Annotated in this window: 11 protein-coding genes; 5 read left to right on the forward strand and 6 right to left on the reverse strand. The window is 74.0% G+C overall.

Annotated elements, in window-relative coordinates:
- Positions 1–28: 28 nt before the first annotated feature.
- Complete coding sequence (locus ACZ6KO_RS33550) at positions 29–1,618, reverse strand: tryptophan 7-halogenase (RefSeq protein ID WP_469307756.1); 1,590 nt, start codon at positions 1,616–1,618, stop codon at positions 29–31.
- 147 nt (positions 1,619–1,765) lie between these two features.
- Here ACZ6KO_RS33550 and ACZ6KO_RS33555 point away from each other — a divergent pair, with 147 nt between their 5' ends.
- Complete coding sequence (locus ACZ6KO_RS33555; RefSeq protein WP_469307757.1) at positions 1,766–1,993, forward strand: DUF6269 family protein; 228 nt, start codon at positions 1,766–1,768, stop codon at positions 1,991–1,993.
- Between the two features lie 108 nt (positions 1,994–2,101).
- On the opposite strand, the gene ACZ6KO_RS33560 is transcribed toward ACZ6KO_RS33555, so the two are convergent.
- A complete protein-coding gene (locus ACZ6KO_RS33560; protein ID WP_469307758.1) occupies positions 2,102–4,435 on the reverse strand; it encodes an AfsR/SARP family transcriptional regulator in 2,334 nt (777 codons plus the stop codon).
- A 215-nt stretch (positions 4,436–4,650) separates the two neighbouring features.
- On the opposite strand from ACZ6KO_RS33560, the gene ACZ6KO_RS33565 reads away from it, so the two are divergent.
- Entirely contained in the window at positions 4,651–4,947 is a 297-nt protein-coding gene (locus tag ACZ6KO_RS33565) for a hypothetical protein (RefSeq protein WP_469307759.1), read from the forward strand.
- A gap of 24 nt (positions 4,948–4,971) precedes the next feature.
- On the opposite strand, the gene ACZ6KO_RS33570 is transcribed toward ACZ6KO_RS33565, so the two are convergent.
- The 4 genes from ACZ6KO_RS33570 to ACZ6KO_RS33585 all read right to left on the reverse strand — a co-directional run bounded on the left by ACZ6KO_RS33570 (position 4,972) and on the right by ACZ6KO_RS33585 (position 11,016).
- On the reverse strand, positions 4,972–7,977 hold the full coding sequence (locus ACZ6KO_RS33570) for an AfsR/SARP family transcriptional regulator (RefSeq protein WP_469307760.1): 3,006 nt from the start codon (positions 7,975–7,977) through the stop codon (positions 4,972–4,974).
- 125 nt (positions 7,978–8,102) lie between these two features.
- Positions 8,103–8,381, reverse strand: a complete 279-nt coding sequence (locus ACZ6KO_RS33575) for an acyl-CoA carboxylase epsilon subunit (RefSeq protein ID WP_469307761.1) — start codon at positions 8,379–8,381, stop codon at positions 8,103–8,105.
- Positions 8,382–8,393: 12 nt separating this feature from the next.
- Entirely contained in the window at positions 8,394–9,941 is a 1,548-nt protein-coding gene (locus ACZ6KO_RS33580; protein WP_469307762.1) for an acyl-CoA carboxylase subunit beta, read from the reverse strand.
- A 19-nt stretch (positions 9,942–9,960) separates the two neighbouring features.
- Positions 9,961–11,016 carry a polyprenyl synthetase family protein gene (locus ACZ6KO_RS33585; protein WP_469307763.1) on the reverse strand — a complete coding sequence of 352 codons (1,056 nt, stop codon included), beginning with the start codon at positions 11,014–11,016 and terminating at the stop codon, positions 9,961–9,963.
- Between the two features lie 265 nt (positions 11,017–11,281).
- Between ACZ6KO_RS33585 and ACZ6KO_RS33590 the strand changes: the two genes are divergently transcribed.
- The 3 genes from ACZ6KO_RS33590 to ACZ6KO_RS33600 all read left to right on the forward strand — a co-directional run bounded on the left by ACZ6KO_RS33590 (position 11,282) and on the right by ACZ6KO_RS33600 (position 16,362).
- On the forward strand, positions 11,282–11,986 hold the full coding sequence (locus ACZ6KO_RS33590) for a hypothetical protein (RefSeq protein ID WP_469307764.1): 705 nt from the start codon (positions 11,282–11,284) through the stop codon (positions 11,984–11,986).
- A 118-nt stretch (positions 11,987–12,104) separates the two neighbouring features.
- Positions 12,105–14,288 (forward strand): MMPL family transporter, encoded by a 2,184-nt coding sequence (locus ACZ6KO_RS33595; RefSeq protein ID WP_469307765.1) that lies wholly within the window; start codon positions 12,105–12,107, stop codon positions 14,286–14,288.
- Between the two features lie 103 nt (positions 14,289–14,391).
- Complete coding sequence (locus ACZ6KO_RS33600) at positions 14,392–16,362, forward strand: ABC1 kinase family protein (RefSeq protein ID WP_469307766.1); 1,971 nt, start codon at positions 14,392–14,394, stop codon at positions 16,360–16,362.
- The last annotated feature ends 21 nt before the right edge of the window (positions 16,363–16,383 follow it).

Below are 16,383 nucleotides of genomic sequence, written 5' to 3' on the forward strand. Positions count from 1 at the left end.
GTCCGACCACCGTCGGCAACGCTCGTGATCAGTACGCCCGGTCCCGCTGCGGGGAGGCCGCGGGGCGGGTCCGGGTGGCGGCCGGGCCGTGGAGCCGGGTGAGGTAGGCGTGGGCCGGGGGGAGGGTCTCCAGGAGGGTGCGCTGGTGGCGCTCGATCCGGGCGAAGTGGTCCGCGGCCGTGCGCAGGGCGTGCGGGTGGTGGGCCAGGGCCGGGGGCGGGCCGGCCGTGTGGGGCGTGAGGGCCAGCAGCAGGGTGCGCAGCGGGAGTTCGTCGGGGGTGGGCGCGAGGCCGTGGCGGTGGGCGTCGAGGGTGGCGAGGGTGAGGGGGGTGGGGGTGCAGGGGGTGGGGGTGCAGGGGGTGAGGGTGAAGGGGGTCGTGGTCGGGGTCGGGGCCGGTTGCCGTGTGGTCGGGTAGCGGAGCTGGGTGAGGGCCACGGCGTGGTCGTGGTGGTGGGCGGCGGCCTCGTTGAAGCGGGCGGCGGGCGCCTCGCGGGCGGCCGCCGACGGGAAGTGGCGGACCAGGCGGTCGAGGAGGACGAGGGTGGCGGCGTGGTCCTCGGCCAGGGGATCGACGACGGAGGCGGCCGCGCCGAGGGCGATGCAGTTCCCGGCCCAGGGGCGGCGGACGTGGCCCGGCCGGTACGGGGTGTGGGTGAGGGCCGGCTCCCGCTGCTGCGGGGTGAGGGTGGCGAGGAGGGTCCGGGCCGCCTCGTCGGGGGTGGTGCGGGCGGCGGCGTAGGCCAGGCCCGCGCCGGTGCGGTCCAGGAGGGGGCGGCGCCAGGTCCAGCCGTGCTCGACGGCGGTGGCGGTGGTGTACGGCTCGACGGTGCGGGCGCCCGCCTCCCGGGGGAGGGTGAGGGTGACCGCGGTGTCGGTGGGGACGTGGTCGGCGTCGCTGGTGAAGGGTTCGGCGAGGAGCCCGGTGATCAGGAGGCGGTCGGCGCCCGTGCAGTCGAGGAAGAGGTCGGCGTACAAGGTGCCGCGGGTGGTGTGCAGGGCGGTCAGCATGCCGTGCTCGTCGCGCTCGGCGCCGCCCCGGAGAGTGCCCGTCAGCATGCGTACGCCGCAGGACCGTACCGCCGTCGCGCGCAGGAAATGGGTCAGCATTCCGGTGTCGGCGTGCCACCCGTAGGAAAAGGCTGAGCGGCCGTCCAGCCAGCGCGGGGATTTCCCGGCGGCGAGGAGCGGGGTTTCACGGAAACAGGCCTCGTCGACGGGTGTGCGGGTCCGTCCGGTGGCGTACAGGTAATTCCACACGTGGGTGAGGGGGAATCCCTCGCAGTCCGGTTCCACCGCGTTCCGCGGGATGAAGGCCGGGGACCGGGGCGCGGTCCGCTTTTCATCCGCGGCGGGCGTCACGTCGTAGGTGACGGCCGCGTCGAAGGACGCCGCACTCGCCCGCATCCATACGTTCTCGGGAATGCCTAGGTGGTCGAACAGGTCGCGCTGCGCCGTCGCGGCGAGTGCGGTGACCTGGGCGGTCGGGCGGTGGGGGGTTTCCAGCACCGTGACCTCGACCGTGTCGCGGAAGGCCGAGGCCAGCCGGGTGGCGGCGATCCAGGCGGTGAGGGTTCCGCCGGCGATCAGCACGCGGGTGATGGGGGTGGGTGCGTCCATGGGGGAAGGGTCGGGGATTCCCCTATAGGGCGCCTGTATCGCACCTGTACGGGGGGCGCTGGATTCCGCGGACATCGTGTACAGGGGGTGCGCCGAATCTGTTGGTGCGGGGCCGGAAAGGGGCCCGAACCAACAGGAGGAAATGACATGTCCGAGACGCCCCAGGTCCAGCACCCCCTCGACGTTCTGACCGAGATCGAGCGCGGCGCGGCAATGGATCAGGAATTGCTGCTGCGGGACGGTGCGACGCCGTGGGCGGAAATCCTCGCGGATTACGTCGACGCGCTGAACGAGCTGGCCACGCAGGGCACCGCGGAGAACGGCTACATCGCCACGTACGGGCTGGACGAGGGCCACGCCGGCGGGTGCGGGTGAGGCCGGTGCGCGGGGGCAACGCGAGCGGCCCGGTCGGGTGACGACCGGGCCGGGCGGCGTGAGGACCGGGCCGGGGAGCATGAGGGCCGGTTACGCGGTGAAGGCCGGTTACGCGGTGAGGACGCGGGTGGCGGCCAGCAGCCGGACCAGCGGGAGCAGGCGATAGCGGGGGCAGGCGTCCGCGGTCGCCAGGGGTTCCAGCAGGCGGGCGTCGGCGAGGCGGTCCAGGGTGTCCTCGGCCTCGGGGAGCGGGAGGTCGAGCAGGGCGGCCGCGTCCAGGGGGGTCAGGACGGGCAGACCGGTGGTGGTCAGGGCCGCGAGGGCCGCCGCCTCGGGACTGTCGAGGGCGTCCAGGGCGGGGCGCAGGGCGGCGGTGATGTCGAGGCTGCCGATACGGAGTTCGGCCAGCCGCCGGTCCTCGGCGGCGAGGCGGTCGGCGAGCCGGGCCGGCGGCCGGTCGGGGCGGTCGGCGAGGCGTGCGGCGGCGATGCGCAGGGCCAGGGGGAGGCGGTCGCAGTACTCGGCGATGCGGGCGACCGATTCGGGGTCGGCGGCGAGCCGCGGGATGCCGGCGATCCGGGCGAGGAGGCCGGTGGCCTCGGCCGGGGTCAGCGGGCCCAGCCGGATCAGGCGGGTGCCCTCGAGGGCGGCCAGGGCGGGCCGGACGCCGGTGATGACCGTACGGGCCCGGCCGCCGCCGGGGAGCAGGGGGCGTACCTGGGTGTCGTCGGTGGCGTTGTCGAGGACGATCAGCATGCGGCGGCCGGCGAGCAGGGTGCGGTAGAGGGCGGTGCGTTCGGCGGGGCCCGCGGGGATGCGGTCGGGCGGTGTGCCGAGGGCCTGGAGGAACCCGCCGAGCACGTCGCCGGGGGTGCGGGGGGCGCCGTCGGGGGTGCGCAGGTCGGCGTAGAGCTGGCCGTCGGCGAAGTCGGCGCGGGCGTGTTCGGCGGCCCACAGGGCGAGCGCGGACTTGCCGGTGCCCGGGGCTCCGGTGATGGCGACGTCCTGGTGGGCGGCGAGCGCGTCGAGGACGTCCCGGGTCTGGGGGCGGCGGCCGGTGAAGTCCCGGGGGGCCGCGGGGAGCGAGGCGGGGGCAGGTCCCGCGGTGCCCTGCGGGACCGCCGCGGGGAACGGGGCGGAGGGCCCGGCCGGGAGGGGGGCGGGGAACGATGCCGCGGCGGCTCCCTGCGCGGGAGCGGGTGCCGTGGCAGGAGAAGACGCCGCAGCGGCAGCAGGGACAGCGGCGCCGGCGGCGGTTCCGTCGGCGGCGGGTCCGACACCGGCCCCATGGGCATCGGGAACGCAGACGGCGGCGCCGGGAAGGGGAACGGCGGCGCCGGGGGCAGTGGAAACGCCCTCGACGGCCGGGAGCGTGGCGCCGGCACCGGCGGCAGCCGGGAAGGCGGGCCCGGCACCGGGAACCGCAACAACTCCGGCGGGCACACCATCGGCAGCGGGAACGGCAACCGCGCCGACGGCAGCCCGGAGGGCGGGCCCGGCGCCGGGGGCGGCAGCAAACCCGGCGGGCACACCATCGGCAGCGGGAACGGCAACGGCGCCGACGGCAGCCGGGGATGCGGACCCGGCGGGCAGGGCGTCGGGAGCGGGAGCGGCGGCGGACGGGCCGGGGGCAGGCGGGAGGGCGGGACCGGGCGTCGGCGGTGCGGTGGCGGACGGCGGGACTGCTGCGGGCGCGGCGGCGGACGGGGGCGGGAGGGTGTCCGTCAGGAGTTGGTGGTGCAGGGTGCGCAGTTCCGGGCCCGGGTCGATGCCCAGTTCCTCGGCGAGGGTGCTGCGGGCGTCCTCGTACACGGCCAGGGCTTCGGCCCGGCGGCCGCAGCGGAAGAGGGCGGTCATCAGCTGGGCGCGCAGCCGTTCGCGGACCGGGTGGCGGCCGACCTGCCGGGTGAGGGCGGGGACGAGTTCGCCGTCGCGGCCGAGGGCGAGGGCGGCCTCGGTGTGGTCCTCGGTGGCGGCCAGGTGGGCCTCGGCCAGGCGGGGGCCCTCGGCGGCGGCGAGGTGTTCGGTGACGTCGGTCAGGGCCGGGCCGTGCCACAGGGCGAGGGCCTGGGCGAAGTGGCGCTCGGCGTCGGCGTGGTGGCCGGCGCGCAGGGCGGCGCGGCCGTCGGCGGTGAGCCGCTGGAAGGCGTGCCAGTCGACGGTGGCGGCGGAGGTGTCCATGCGGTAGCCGGCGCCGTGGCGGTGCAGGCCGTGGCCGGGGCCGAGGCGGGTGCGCAGCCGGGAGACGTACGTGTAGAGCTGGCTGGTGCTGGTGGCGGGCGGGTCCCAGCCCCACAGCAGGGTGGTCAGCCGTTCGTCGGTGAGGACCTGGCCGTCGGCGAGCAGCAGGGCGGCCAGCGCGGTGCGCTGCTTGGAACCGTCCAGCGCGACCGGACGGCCGTCGCGCTCGGCCGCCACGGGTCCGAGGAGCTTGAAGTCCATGAGGGTCCCCCGCCGTTGGCAATGGCCCGCTCCTGCTCGCGGACCGCTCCCGAAAACGGTATTGACCTGCGGTTTTTCATCGCTTCCGGTTCGATTTCGCGTGGGCGAAAGCGCTTTGAAAGCGCGTGAAAACGCGGGCTCCGTAGCGTTCGTGGCGTACCGCAGGGCACCGGCCCACGGCGGACACCGGCCGCACGGAGGACACCATGAACCGCATGATCCACACCGCTCGCAGGACCGCCCGCACCGCCACGGTCGCCCCGGTGGGCCGGCTCGCGGCGACGGTGGCCGTACTCGTCGCTGCGATGGGAGCGGTCGCGGTGGACCAGGGGATGACGCCATGGGGGGACCGCGCGGCCGCCTCTGTCGCCAAGGACGACCCGTGGACGTCGGTGCGGGCCGGGGCCGTGCTCAAGGACGACCCGTGGACCGCCGCTCCGGCCGGTGCGTCGAAGGACGACCCGTGGACGTCGGCCCCCGCCGGTGCGTCGAAGGACGACCCGTGGACCTGAGCCGAACCGCCGAGGGGGCCGCCGTCAGGGTTGTACGAGCGCGAAGAGCCGCCGTGAGTCGGCCGGTCCGTCTTCCGCGAGCGCCACCAGCAGGGCGTCGACCCGCCTCCGCCAGCTTCCCGCGCCGACCTCGGTGAAGAGGTCAGCCGCATGCCTGAACGTGCCCGCCGCGCCGCTGCGGTCCGCACGCAGCGCCCGCACGCAGCCGAGTACGACGGCCGCCCGTGCCTGGAGATAGACGTCCGGCACCTGCTCCGCGGCCAGCAGCGCACTGCGCAGTACCGGCTCCGCCTCCTCGAACTTCCCCTGGCACCACAGCGCCTCGCCCAGTGCGCGCAGGACGTGTGTCTCGCCCCGCCGGTCGCCGCTGCCGAGCACCAGTTCCAGGGCCCGCCGGCAGGCCTCCTCGGCCCGCTCCCCCTCACCCCGGTGGATCAGGGCCTCCGCGAGCCGTACCGTGCTCTGCGCCTCGCCGCGTACGGTGCCCAGGTCGCGGCTGCGGGCCACGGCCTCCGCCGACAGCATCAGGCTGGCCTGGGCGTCGCCGCGTTCGAGTTCGATCTGCGCGAGCAGGCCCAGGACGTGGGCCTCGGCGTAGGGGTCGCCGACGGAACGGAAGATCTCCAGTGAGCGGCGGCCGGTGCGCGCGGCGCGGTCGAAGTCGCCGAAGAGCCGTTCGCACAAGGCCAGGTTGCGCAGGACCAGGGCCCGGCCGGCGTCCTGCTCCTGTTCCTCGAAGAGCCGCAGGGCCAGGCCCAGTCGCTCGTACGCGCCCCGGTGCTCGTACTGGATGATCTCCAGGGTGCCCAGGGACTGGAGCATCGCCGCCTCGCCGAGCACGTCGCCGGTGCGGCGCGCGGCGCCCAGGGCCGCTTCGGCGCCTTCGCGCCAGTCCTCCAGGTAGTTGCGGTTCTGGAAGAGCGTCACGCTGGTCATCACGAGGTCCCAGGCGTAGCCGGACTCGTCGTCGCGGGCGGCCTGCTGGATCAGGCCGGTGATGGCCGCGCGTTCCGACTCGAACCACTCCATGGGGTTCTCGACGAGTTCCGCGGCGAGGCGGGCGGGCAGGTCGCCGGACCGCTCGGGGCCGGGGACGACGGTGTAGTCGCCGCCGTAGACCCGGCGGTGGGCGGATCTGGCCAGTCCCAGCCACACGGCGCAGGCACGGCGCAGGGCCGCCCGCAGTTCCTCCTCGCCGTCCTCGGCAAGCCCGCACTCGCGGGCGAAGAGGCGCAGGAGGTCCTGGAAGCGGTAGCGGACGTGGCCGGCGCTGGCGCTGAGGGGTTCCAGGAGCTGGGCGTCGACGAGCTGCTCGATGAGGTCCTCGGCGTCGACGGGGTCGATGCCGAGGAGGGCGGCGCCCGCCCAGGCGGAGAACTCGGTGACGTTGAGGGAGCCCAGCAGGCGGAACATGCGGGCGGTGTCGGCGGGCAGGTCCCGGTAGCTCAGCCGCAGGCCGGCGCGTACACCGCGGGCGTCGAGGCTGAGTTCGTCGAGGCGGCGGTGCTGGTCCTCCAGGCGGGAGACGAGGGTACGGACGGTCCAGTGCGGTTTGGCGGCGAGCCGGGCGGCGGCGATGCGCAGGGCGAGCGGCAGGCGGTCGCAGAGCTCGCTCAGGCGGGCGGCGCCGACGGGGTCGGCGGCGAGCCGGTCGTCGCCGGCGACCCGGGCGAGCAGGGTGACGGACTCGTCCTGGCCCAGGGAGCCCAGGTGCAGGGGTACGAGGGCGTAGTCGCCGGCGAGGCTGCTGCTGAGGCTGTCGCGGCTGGTGACCAGCACGCAGCTGGTGGAGCTGCCGGGCAGCAGCGGCCGGATCTGCTGGTAGGAGCGGGCGTTGTCCAGGACGATCAGCATCCGGCGGCCGTCCAGGACGCTGCGGAAGAGGGCGGTCCGTTCGACCTGGTCGGCGGGGATCTGCGGGCCGGGGACGCCCAGGGCCCGCAGGAAGCGGTCCAGGACGGCCGCGGGCCTGCGCGGTTCCTCCTCCTCGTCGTAGCCGCGGAGGTCGGCGAAGAGCTGGCCGTCGGGGAAGCGGGCGGCGACCTGGTGGGACCAGTGGACGGCGAGGGCGGACTTGCCGACGCCGCCGGTGCCGGTGATCGATCCGATGGGCAGGGAGGGTCCGCCGACGCTGTCCAGCAGCCGGTCGAGGGCGGCCAGTTCGCCGTGGCGTCCGGTGAAGGATGCGGGGGCCGGGGGCAGGTGGGCGGGGACCGCGGTGGGCGGGGTGGCCGGGACGGTCGCGCCCTGCCCGCCGGTGCCGGCGGGCAGGGTCAGCTGGGGCGCGTCGGCGAGGATGTCCTCGTGGAGCTGCTGGACGGCGGGCCCGGGGTCGATGCCCAGCTCGTCGGCGAGCAGGCGGGCGCCGTCCCGGTAGGCCTCCAGGGCTTCGGCGCGGCGCCCGGAGCGGTAGTGGGCGAGCATCAGCTGGGCCAGGGCGGCCTCGCGCAGCGGGTGGGCGCGGACGAAGGCGGAGAGCTCGCCGATGAGTTCGCGGTGCTGGCCCAGCTCCAGGCGCAGGACGGTGAGCTGCTCGTACACGTCGAGGCGGAGCTCGGTCAGGCGCTCGGCCTCGGCCTCGACGCGTTCGGCGGTGACGCCGGCCAGGGCCGGGCCGCGCCACATGGCGAGGGCGTCCTCGAAGTGGGCGCGGGCCTCCTCGGTGCGGCCGCGGCGGGCGGCCTCGCGGCCCTCGGCGGCGCGCTCCTCGAACTCGACGGCGTCGATGCGGTGTTCGCCGGGATGCAGGAGGTAGCCGGGGTGGCTGGTGACGAGGAGGTCGTCGATGCCGGCGTCCGTCTTGAGGATCTTGCGGAGCGCGGAGACGCAGATGGCGATCTGGTTGCGGGCGGTGGCGGGCGGGCTGCCGTTCCACACGGCGTCGGCGAGGGTGTCCACGGAGACCACCCGGCCGGGGGCCAGCAGCAGCATGGACATGATGGTGCGCTGGCGGGCGCCCTGGAGGGCGACCGGCCGCCCGTCGGCGCTGATGTCCAGCGGCCCCAGGATCCGGAACACCAGCTGTAGCACGCCGCCCTCCCTCGCTCCGGCCGCGGTCGTACCCGAACGACCGGTTCGCGCCTTCACTCTGAGTTACAGGTCGCGTTTCGGGGGCCGCAACGAGGGCGGCAGCAAACTGCCACGCGGGCGGCTGATCAGGGGCGGGCCGCCCAGGAGGCCGGGGGGAGGAGGTCACTCCGCTCCCACCGGGCGGCGGGTGTGGCCGCTGGGGCGGGGGTGGCGGGAGTGGGATTGGCGGCGGTGAGGGCGCTGAGGAGAGCGGCGACGGCGGCCAGTTCCTCCGGGGTCGGCCGGCCCTTGATGATCTTGAACAGGGTGGGCCCCAGCGGCCCGTCGAGAGCGGAGACGGGGCCGGGGGCGGGGGCCGGGACGGTGGCCGGGTCCGGGGCCGGGGCGGTGGTCGGGGCGGGCATGGCGGGCACTCCTCACATCGGGGGGTTGCCGTGCTTGCGGGTCGGTGTCGCGGCGTGCTTCGTACGGAGCATGGCGAGTGCGGTGATGAGGGTGGCTCGCGTGTCGGCGGGGTCGATGACGTCGTCGACGAGACCGCGCTCGGCCGCGTAGTAGGGGTGCATCAGCTCGGCCTTGTACTCCTTGACCAGTTGCTGCCGGGTGGCCTCGGGGTCTTCGGCCTGTGCGATCTGCCGGCGGAAGACCACGTTGGCCGCGCCCTCGGCGCCCATCACGGCGATCTCGTTGGCGGGCCAGGCGTACGTGAGGTCGGCGCCGATGGACTGGGAGTCCATGACGATGTACGCGCCGCCGTACGCCTTGCGCAGGATCAGGGAGATGCGGGGCACGGTGGCGTTGCAGTAGGCGTACAGCAGCTTGGCGCCGTGCCGGATGATGCCGCCGTGCTCCTGGTCCACGCCGGGCAGGAAGCCGGGTACGTCGACCAGGGTGACCAGCGGGATCGAGAAGGCGTCGCACATCTGGACGAAGCGGGCGGCCTTCTCGGAGGAGTGGATGTCGAGCACACCGGCCAGCGCCCGGGGCTGGCTGGCGACGATCCCGACGACCTGGCCGCCGAGCCGGGCGAGGGTGGTGATGACACTGGTGGCCCAGCGTTCGTGGACCTCCATGTGCTCGCCGTCGTCGACGACCTCCTCGATGACCTCGCGCATGTCGTACGGGCGGCTGCCGTCGAGCGGGACCAGGTCCAGCAGCCGCTCGGTACGGCGGTCCACCGGGTCGTCGCAGGGCGCGGCGGGCGGGACGGCGCGGTTGTTGGCGGGCAGCATCGACAGCAGGTAGCGGACCTCGGCGATGCAGGTCTCCTCGTCGTCGTACGCGAAGTGCGCGACGCCGGAGGTCTCGGCGTGCACGTCCGCGCCGCCGAGCCCGTTCTGCGTGATCTCCTCGCCCGTCACCGCGCGGACCACGTCCGGGCCGGTGATGAACATCTGCGAGGTGTCCCGGACCATGAACACGAAGTCCGTCAGCGCCGGGGAGTAGGCCGCGCCGCCCGCGCACGGGCCGAGCATCACCGAGATCTGCGGGATGACCCCCGAGGCGCGGGTGTTGCGCTGGAAGATGCCGCCGTACCCGGCGAGCGCGCTGACGCCCTCCTGGATCCGGGCGCCGGCGCCGTCGTTGAGGGAGACCAGCGGGGCACCGGCCGCGATGGCCATGTCCATGATCTTGTGGATCTTCGTGGCGTGGGCCTCGCCCAGCGCGCCGCCGAAGATCCGGAAGTCGTGCGCGTACACGAAGACCGTGCGGCCCTCGACCGTGCCCCAGCCGGTGATCACACCATCGGTCGCGGGCCGTTTGGCCTCCAGACCGAAGCCGGTCGCCCGGTGCCGGCGCAGCTGTTCGACCTCCTGGAAGGAGTCCTCGTCCAGCAGCAGGGCGATGCGCTCACGGGCGGTCAGCTTGCCCTTGGCGTGCTGGGCGTCGGTCGCGGCGGGCACGCCGTCGAGGACGTCCTGGCGGATGCGGACGAGTTCGGCGACCCGTTCGGCCATGGTCATGCGTGCGGCTCCTTGGCGTTCAGCTGGTGCGGAGGGCGACGTAGTCGCAGAGGGCGAGCAGGGCGCGGCGGGCCGGGAGGTCGGGCAGCACGCACAGGGCCGCGCGGGCGCGGTCGAGGCGGCGGTGCATGACGGCCTCGGTCTCGGCGAGCGCGCTCGACCGCTCGAAGAGGTCCAGGGCGCGGGCCACGTCGGCGCGCGGGACGGGGCCCGCGGCGAGCAGGCCGCGCAGTTCGGCGTCGGCGGGGTCGGTGCCCTCGCGGGCGAGCAGGACCGGCAGGCTCTGTACGCCGGCCAGCAGGTCCTTGCCGCGTTCCTTGCCGGTGAGTTCGGCGGGCGCGCGCAGGTCGAGGAGGTCGTCGGCTATCTGGAAGGCGATGCCGAGCTGTTCGCCGTACTCGGTGAGGGCGGCTGCCGCCCGGGCGGAGGCGGCGGCCTGGACGGCGCCGATGCCCAGCGACATGGCGAGCAGGGCGGCGGTCTTGCCGGCGGCCACGTGGAAGTAGTGGGTGACCGGGTCCTCGTCGGGGCCGGGGCCGGCCAGTTCGCGCAGCTGCCCGGCGACCAGGCGGCCGGCGGCCTGCGCGTTGAGGTGGACGGCGGCGGGTCCGAGGTCGGCGGCGAGCTGGGCGGCGCGGGCCAGCAGCCAGTCGCCGCCGAGGACGGCGGCGCGCTCGCCGAAGCGGGCGTGGGCGCTGGGGACCCCGTGCCGGGTGGCGGCGGCGTCCATCACGTCGTCGTGGTAGAGCGAGGCGATGTGGACGAGTTCGGCGATGGCGGCGGCCTGGGTGACGCCGTCGGCCCAGGGGTCGCCGAACTCGGCACCGAGCAGCACCAGCAGGGGCCGCAGGCGCTTGCCGCCGGCGTCGGCGAGGTGGCCGGTGAGGGCGGCGACCCGCGGGTCGAGGGCGTCGTGGGCGCTGGACTGCAGCCACTTCTCGGCGCGGCCGAGCGCCTCGCGCATCCGGGCCTCGAACTCGGGTTCGTCGGCGGCGAGCCGGCCGAGCAGGCGGGCGGCGGGCAGGTCCGGCGCGACGGATGCCGCCGCGGCCCCGTACATTGATCCAGCACCCATGGGATGTGCCCCTCTGCTCGGCGAACGGGCGGACGGGACGCGCCGCGTTTCACGACTGCGTCCGGCGTGAGCGTTCTCGTCCCAGAAGCCTCAGCCGCGTCCGGGGAGCCGGGCAACAGCGCTGACATGAAGGTGCCACTAGGGCCTGCGCACCACGCTGAACAGGCCGTTGTCAGCTTCCTGCCAAACCTGGCGCGGCCCGGCCGACGGGGTTCGGCCAGCCCCTACGCTCCCCCTCGAATCCGACGAGGGAAGGCTTGGGGAATTGCGAAACCGAATCACGCGCGCCGCTGTGCTCGCCGCCGCCGCGCTGATGCTGACGGCCGTTCCGGCCACCGCCGCGCAGCTGCCGGACACGGCCGCCCGGGCCGTCACGGCTCCCGCGGGCGGGGAGTCCTGCGGCGAGGTGCGGCTGTCGGGCGAGCTGCCCGCACCGCCGGCCGGGATGGCCGTACGCCAGCAGGTGACGATCGGCGCCGACTGCACCCCGCGCCTCGGGAAGGTCGAGCTGGTGCCGGCGGGAACGGCGAAGGGCGCCGCCGCGGCCCAGGGGCCCGCCGCGGCGGCCGCCACGACGCACCAGCTGAAGAGCTGGAACGAGATGTTCGACTGCTGCAACATCCGGATGACCGGCGTCTACTCCACCTCGCAGTGGACCACCGACGGCGGCCGGATCACCTCGGCGGCCACCACGGTGACGCAGGGCTTCAACCGGGAGCCGTGGAACGCCGGCTGGTCGCTGAAGTCGGCCACGAAGGACACCGACTGCGCCGCCGACTGCGCTCTCTCGCGCACCGAGGCGCGGGCCGACTTCACGTACAAGGGGATCTTCGACCTGTCCGGGAAGACGTACGCCAACTCACACCAGTCGTGGGTGGAGCTGAAGGCGGACGGTACGGCCACCTGCCGCTTCGACGTACAGCTGCGGAACACCTTCATCGGCTGGAACTGGCAGCGCGGCTGCTCCTGACGGACCCCCGGGGGCGGGGGCGCGTGACAGCAACCGGACAGCGTCCGGCCGCTGCCGCGCGCCCGCTGCCTACGCTCCCGGGAACATCCGTATGCCGCAACTGTTGTGAAGGAGTCTCATGTTCGGACGGATTGGACGTTTCGCCGTCCTCCGGCCCTGGGTGACCATCTCGTTCTGGTTGATAGCCGCCGTGGCTCTGGGCGTCTTCGCCCCGCAGCTGAAGGCCACCAGTGACCAGGCCGATTTCCTGCCCTCCCATTACGAGTCCGTGCAGGCCGCGAAGGCTCAGGAGCGCGCGTTCCCCCAGCATGAGGCGCCGGCGGCCATCGCGGTGTTCCGGCGGACCGACGGCGGCGCGCTCACCGAGACCGACAAGGCCGCGGTGGCCAAGGTCGCGGCGGGGCTGCAGGACAAGGGCCTGGAGCACATCAAGCGGGTGGAGAGCAGCCCGCAGGCGGTCTCCCCCAACGGCGAGATCGCGCTGGCCAGCATCGTGGCCGACGTCAAGGACCCGTACGACCTGGAGCTGTCGGAGTCCGTCAAGCAGCTGCGCGTGGAGGCCAAGTCGCTGCTGGCGGGCACGGACCTCTCGCTCGGGATCACCGGGCAGGCGGCCAGCGCGCTGGACTCCCGGGAGTCCTCCGGCGACACCGACGCCATGATCATGTCGGCCACGCTGGTCCTCATCATCGTGCTGCTGCTGATCATCTTCCGCAGCCCGCTGATCGCGGTGCTGCCGGTGCTGATCATCGGTATGGCGTTCGCGGTGGCCACCGGGCTGATCGCGACCGCCTCCGAGCTGGGCGGCCTGAAGTCCGACGCCTCCATCTCCGCGATCCTGATCGTGGTGCTGTTCGGCGTCGGCACCGACTACATCCTCTTCCTGCTGTTCCGCTACCGCGAGCAGCTGCGCGGCGGGCAGGACCCCAAGCACGCCATGATCAGCGCGGTCGCGTTGGTGGGCGAGACCATCGCCTCGGCGGCTGGTGCGGTCATCGTGGCCTTCCTGGCGCTGCTGCTGTCCACCATGGGCATGCTGCGGTCCATGGGGCCGGCGCTGGCCATCTCGGTGGCGGTGGCGCTGCTGGCCGGGCTCACCCTGGTGCCGGCGGTGTTCTCGCTGCTGGGCACCAAGGCGTTCTGGCCGTCCAAGGCCTGGCGCAAGGAGCCGAAGAACGCCCTGGCGGCCCGGGTCGGCGCCCTGGCCGCCAAGCGGCCGGCCGGGATCGCGGCGCTGACCTCCGCGGTGCTCGCCGTCCTCGCGGTGGGCGTGCTCAGCTTCCACGCCGAGTTCGACAGTGACAGCTCGATGCCGCAGAACCTGGAGTCCGTGCGGGCCATGAAGGACCTGCAGCGCGGTTTCTCCGCCGGGCAGACCGACCCCACCTCCGTGCTCCTGGAGAAGAAGGACGGCTCCGCGCTGGACGCGGCGCAGCTGGAGGCGTACCGCTCGGCGCTGGCCGCGGTCGACGGGGTCGGTGACGTCTCCCCGGCCGTCCCCGGCGCGAACGGCTCCGTCGCGAACTACGCGGTGGTGCTCGAGCACCGGCCCACCGAGGACAAGGCGCTGGCGCTGGTCGACGGGCCGCTGCGGGACGCCGCGCACCGGGCCGCGCCCGAGGGCACCAGAGCGCTGGTCGGCGGCACCACTGCGGTGCTGTCGGACATCCGTACGGCGGTCAACCACGACTACAAGGTGGTGTTCCCGGCCGCCGGCCTGGCCATCATGATCATCCTGGGGCTGCTGCTGCGCAGCGTGGTCGCCCCGCTGTACCTGATGGTGTCCGTCGCCCTCGGCTTCGGTGCCACGCTCGGCGCCACGGTCTGGCTCTTCCAGAACGGCATGGGCAAGAACGGCCTGCTGTTCACCCTGCCGGTGATCGTCTACCTCTTCGTGGTGGCGATCGGCACCGACTACAACATCCTGATGGTGGCCCGGCTGCGGGAGGAGATCGGGCGGGGCCGCACCCCGCGCGAGGCGGTTCGCCGCGCGGTGACCGCCTCCACGCCCACCATCTCGGCGGCCGCGGTGATCCTGGCCGGCACCTTCGGCGTCCTGATGCTCGCCGAGAACTCCATGCTCCAGCAGATGGGCTTCGCGGTCGCCTTCGGCATCCTGCTCTCCGCCTTCGTGATGGCGGTGCTGCTGGTGCCGACCCTGACCACGCTGCTCGGCCAGCGCGCCTGGTGGCCCGGTCACCGCTCCACCCAGCCAGCGCAGTCCGGCGGGGAAGGCGGCGCGTCCGAGGGCGGGGCGCCGACGCCGCCCGCGTCCCGGTCCGACGACCGGACCCTCGTATAACCCGACCCGCGCGTTCCGCGCGATCCGTACGAGAGGAGGGCGCCGTCCGGTCCCCGCCGCTCCCCCACGTCAGGGGGTGGCGGGGGCCGGGCGGCGCACTGCCATGGAACTGACCCTTTTCCTCATCGTCGCCGCGCTCACCCTCGTCCTGGCCGTCGCGGCGCTCTCCATCGGGGCCCGGCGGCTGCTGGGCGTGCGGATCGGCAAGGTGCGGGCCGCGCTCACGGGCTTCGTGGCCATCAGCGCCGCCGGCCTGATCGGCGCCGCCATGGGCGAAGCCCGGCGCGGCGCGCTGCTGTCGGTGCACCTGGGCCTGACCGCGCTGGCCGCGGTGGTCTTCCTCGCCGTCTCGGAGATGGTGATGCCCTCCGGCTCGCTGGCCGGGGTGGTGCGCTGGCCCCGGGCAGTCCGGCGGCGGGTGGCCCGGACCCGCAGGTACGCGCAGCTGAGCCGGATCGCGGTGCGGCACGGCCTGGGCGGCGCGCTGCGCGGCCGGGGCCGGGGCGGCGGCAGCGAGGCCACCGTGGAACGGGCCCAGCTGGCGGCCAGCGTCCGGCTGGCGCTCGAGGAGGCCGGCGCCACCTTCGTCAAGCTCGGGCAGGTGCTGTCCACCCGGTACGACCTGCTGCCCGGCGAGTTCGTGGAGGAGCTGACCAAGCTCCAGCACCAGGTGGCGGCCGACTCCTGGGAGGACGTCGAGCAGGTGCTCACCGAAGAGCTGGGCAAGGAGCCGGCGGCGTTCTTCGCCGAGTTCGACCACGTACCGCTGGCGGCGGGCTCCATCGCGCAGGTGCACCGGGCGCGGCTGGCCTCCGGTGAGGAGGTGGTGGTGAAGGTGCAGCGGCCCGGGGCGCGGCCGGTGGTCGACCGGGACCTGGACATCCTGTTCCGGATGAGCCACAAGATCGAGGAACACACCTCATGGGGGCGGGACTTCGGAGCCGTCGACCTGGCCGCCGGGTTCGCCGACTCCCTCAACGAGGAGCTGGACTTCCGTATCGAGGCCCGCAACATGGCCACCATCAGGGCGGCGAACAGCCGTCCGGAGATGGTCTCCACGGTCCGGATGCCGGTGGTCCACGAGGAGCTGTGCAGCAAGCGGGTGCTGGTCCTCGAGTACCTGACCGGCGTACCGCTGAACGCGGCGGGCTCCGTCATCGAGGAGCGCGGCCTGGACCGCTCCGAGCTGGCCGGACAGCTGCTGGAGTGCGTCCTGGAGCAGATCATGATCGGCGGGGTGTTCCACGCCGATCCGCACCCGGGCAACATCATGCTGCTCGACGACGGCAAGCTCGGCATGCTCGACTTCGGTTCGGTGGGCCGGATCGACCGGGTGCTGCGGGCGGCGCTGCGCAATCTGCTGCTCGCCATCCACCGCAGTGATCCGGTGGCGCTCTCCGACGCGCTGCTGGAGCTGGTCGACCGGCGTGAGGACATCGACGAGATCCGGCTGGAGCGGGCGCTGGGCCGCTTCATGGCCCGCCACCTCACCCCGGGGGTGCGGCCGGACCGGGAGATGTTCGCCGACCTGTTCCTGCTGGTGGCCCGGCACGGGCTGACCGTACCGCCGGAGATCGCGGCGACCTTCCGGGCGCTAGCGACCCTGGAAGGGGCGATGGAACAGCTGGTTCCGGGCTTCGACATCGTGGCGCAGGCCCGTACCTTCGCCGCCTCGCAGCTGGAACGCAAGCTGAGCCCCACCTCGATCGGGCAGGTCCTGTCGGAGGAGGCGCTCGCGCTGGCGCCGATGCTGCGCCGGCTGCCGCGGCGGGTGGAGCGGATCACCAACGCCCTGGAGCACGGCCGGCTCGGGGTGCAGGTGCGCCTGCTCGCCGACGAGCGCGACCGCCGGTTCGTGCGCACCCTCGTGCACGACGTGCTGCTGGCCTTCCTGGGCGGTGTCACCGGCCTGATCGGCGTGCTGCTGCTCGGTACGGACCACGGACCGTCGCTGAACCCGTCCCTGACGCTGTTCCAGCTGATCGGCTACAACCTGATGATGGTCAGCTGCGGGCTCGTGATCCGGGTGGTGTTCGGCATCTTCAAGTCCCAGCGCAGGCCCGTACCGCGGTGACCCCGGGCCCCGGGCGGGCCG

Source organism: Streptomyces sp. NPDC042102 (assembly GCF_055582305.1).

Excerpts from the sequence above, each read along its gene's own strand:
- ACZ6KO_RS33550 (WP_469307756.1), bottom strand. The coding sequence starts at position 1,618 with ATGGACGCACCCACCCCCATCACCCGCGTGCTGATCGCCGGCGGAACC.
- ACZ6KO_RS33555 (WP_469307757.1), top strand. The coding sequence starts at position 1,766 with ATGTCCGAGACGCCCCAGGTCCAGCACCCCCTCGACGTTCTGACCGAG.
- ACZ6KO_RS33560 (WP_469307758.1), bottom strand. The coding sequence starts at position 4,435 with ATGGACTTCAAGCTCCTCGGACCCGTGGCGGCCGAGCGCGACGGCCGT.
- ACZ6KO_RS33565 (WP_469307759.1), top strand. The coding sequence starts at position 4,651 with ATGATCCACACCGCTCGCAGGACCGCCCGCACCGCCACGGTCGCCCCG.
- ACZ6KO_RS33575 (WP_469307761.1), bottom strand. The coding sequence starts at position 8,381 with ATGCCCGCCCCGACCACCGCCCCGGCCCCGGACCCGGCCACCGTCCCG.
- ACZ6KO_RS33580 (WP_469307762.1), bottom strand. The coding sequence starts at position 9,941 with ATGACCATGGCCGAACGGGTCGCCGAACTCGTCCGCATCCGCCAGGAC.
- ACZ6KO_RS33585 (WP_469307763.1), bottom strand. The coding sequence starts at position 11,016 with ATGGGTGCTGGATCAATGTACGGGGCCGCGGCGGCATCCGTCGCGCCG.
- ACZ6KO_RS33595 (WP_469307765.1), top strand. The coding sequence starts at position 12,105 with ATGTTCGGACGGATTGGACGTTTCGCCGTCCTCCGGCCCTGGGTGACC.
- ACZ6KO_RS33600 (WP_469307766.1), top strand. The coding sequence starts at position 14,392 with ATGGAACTGACCCTTTTCCTCATCGTCGCCGCGCTCACCCTCGTCCTG.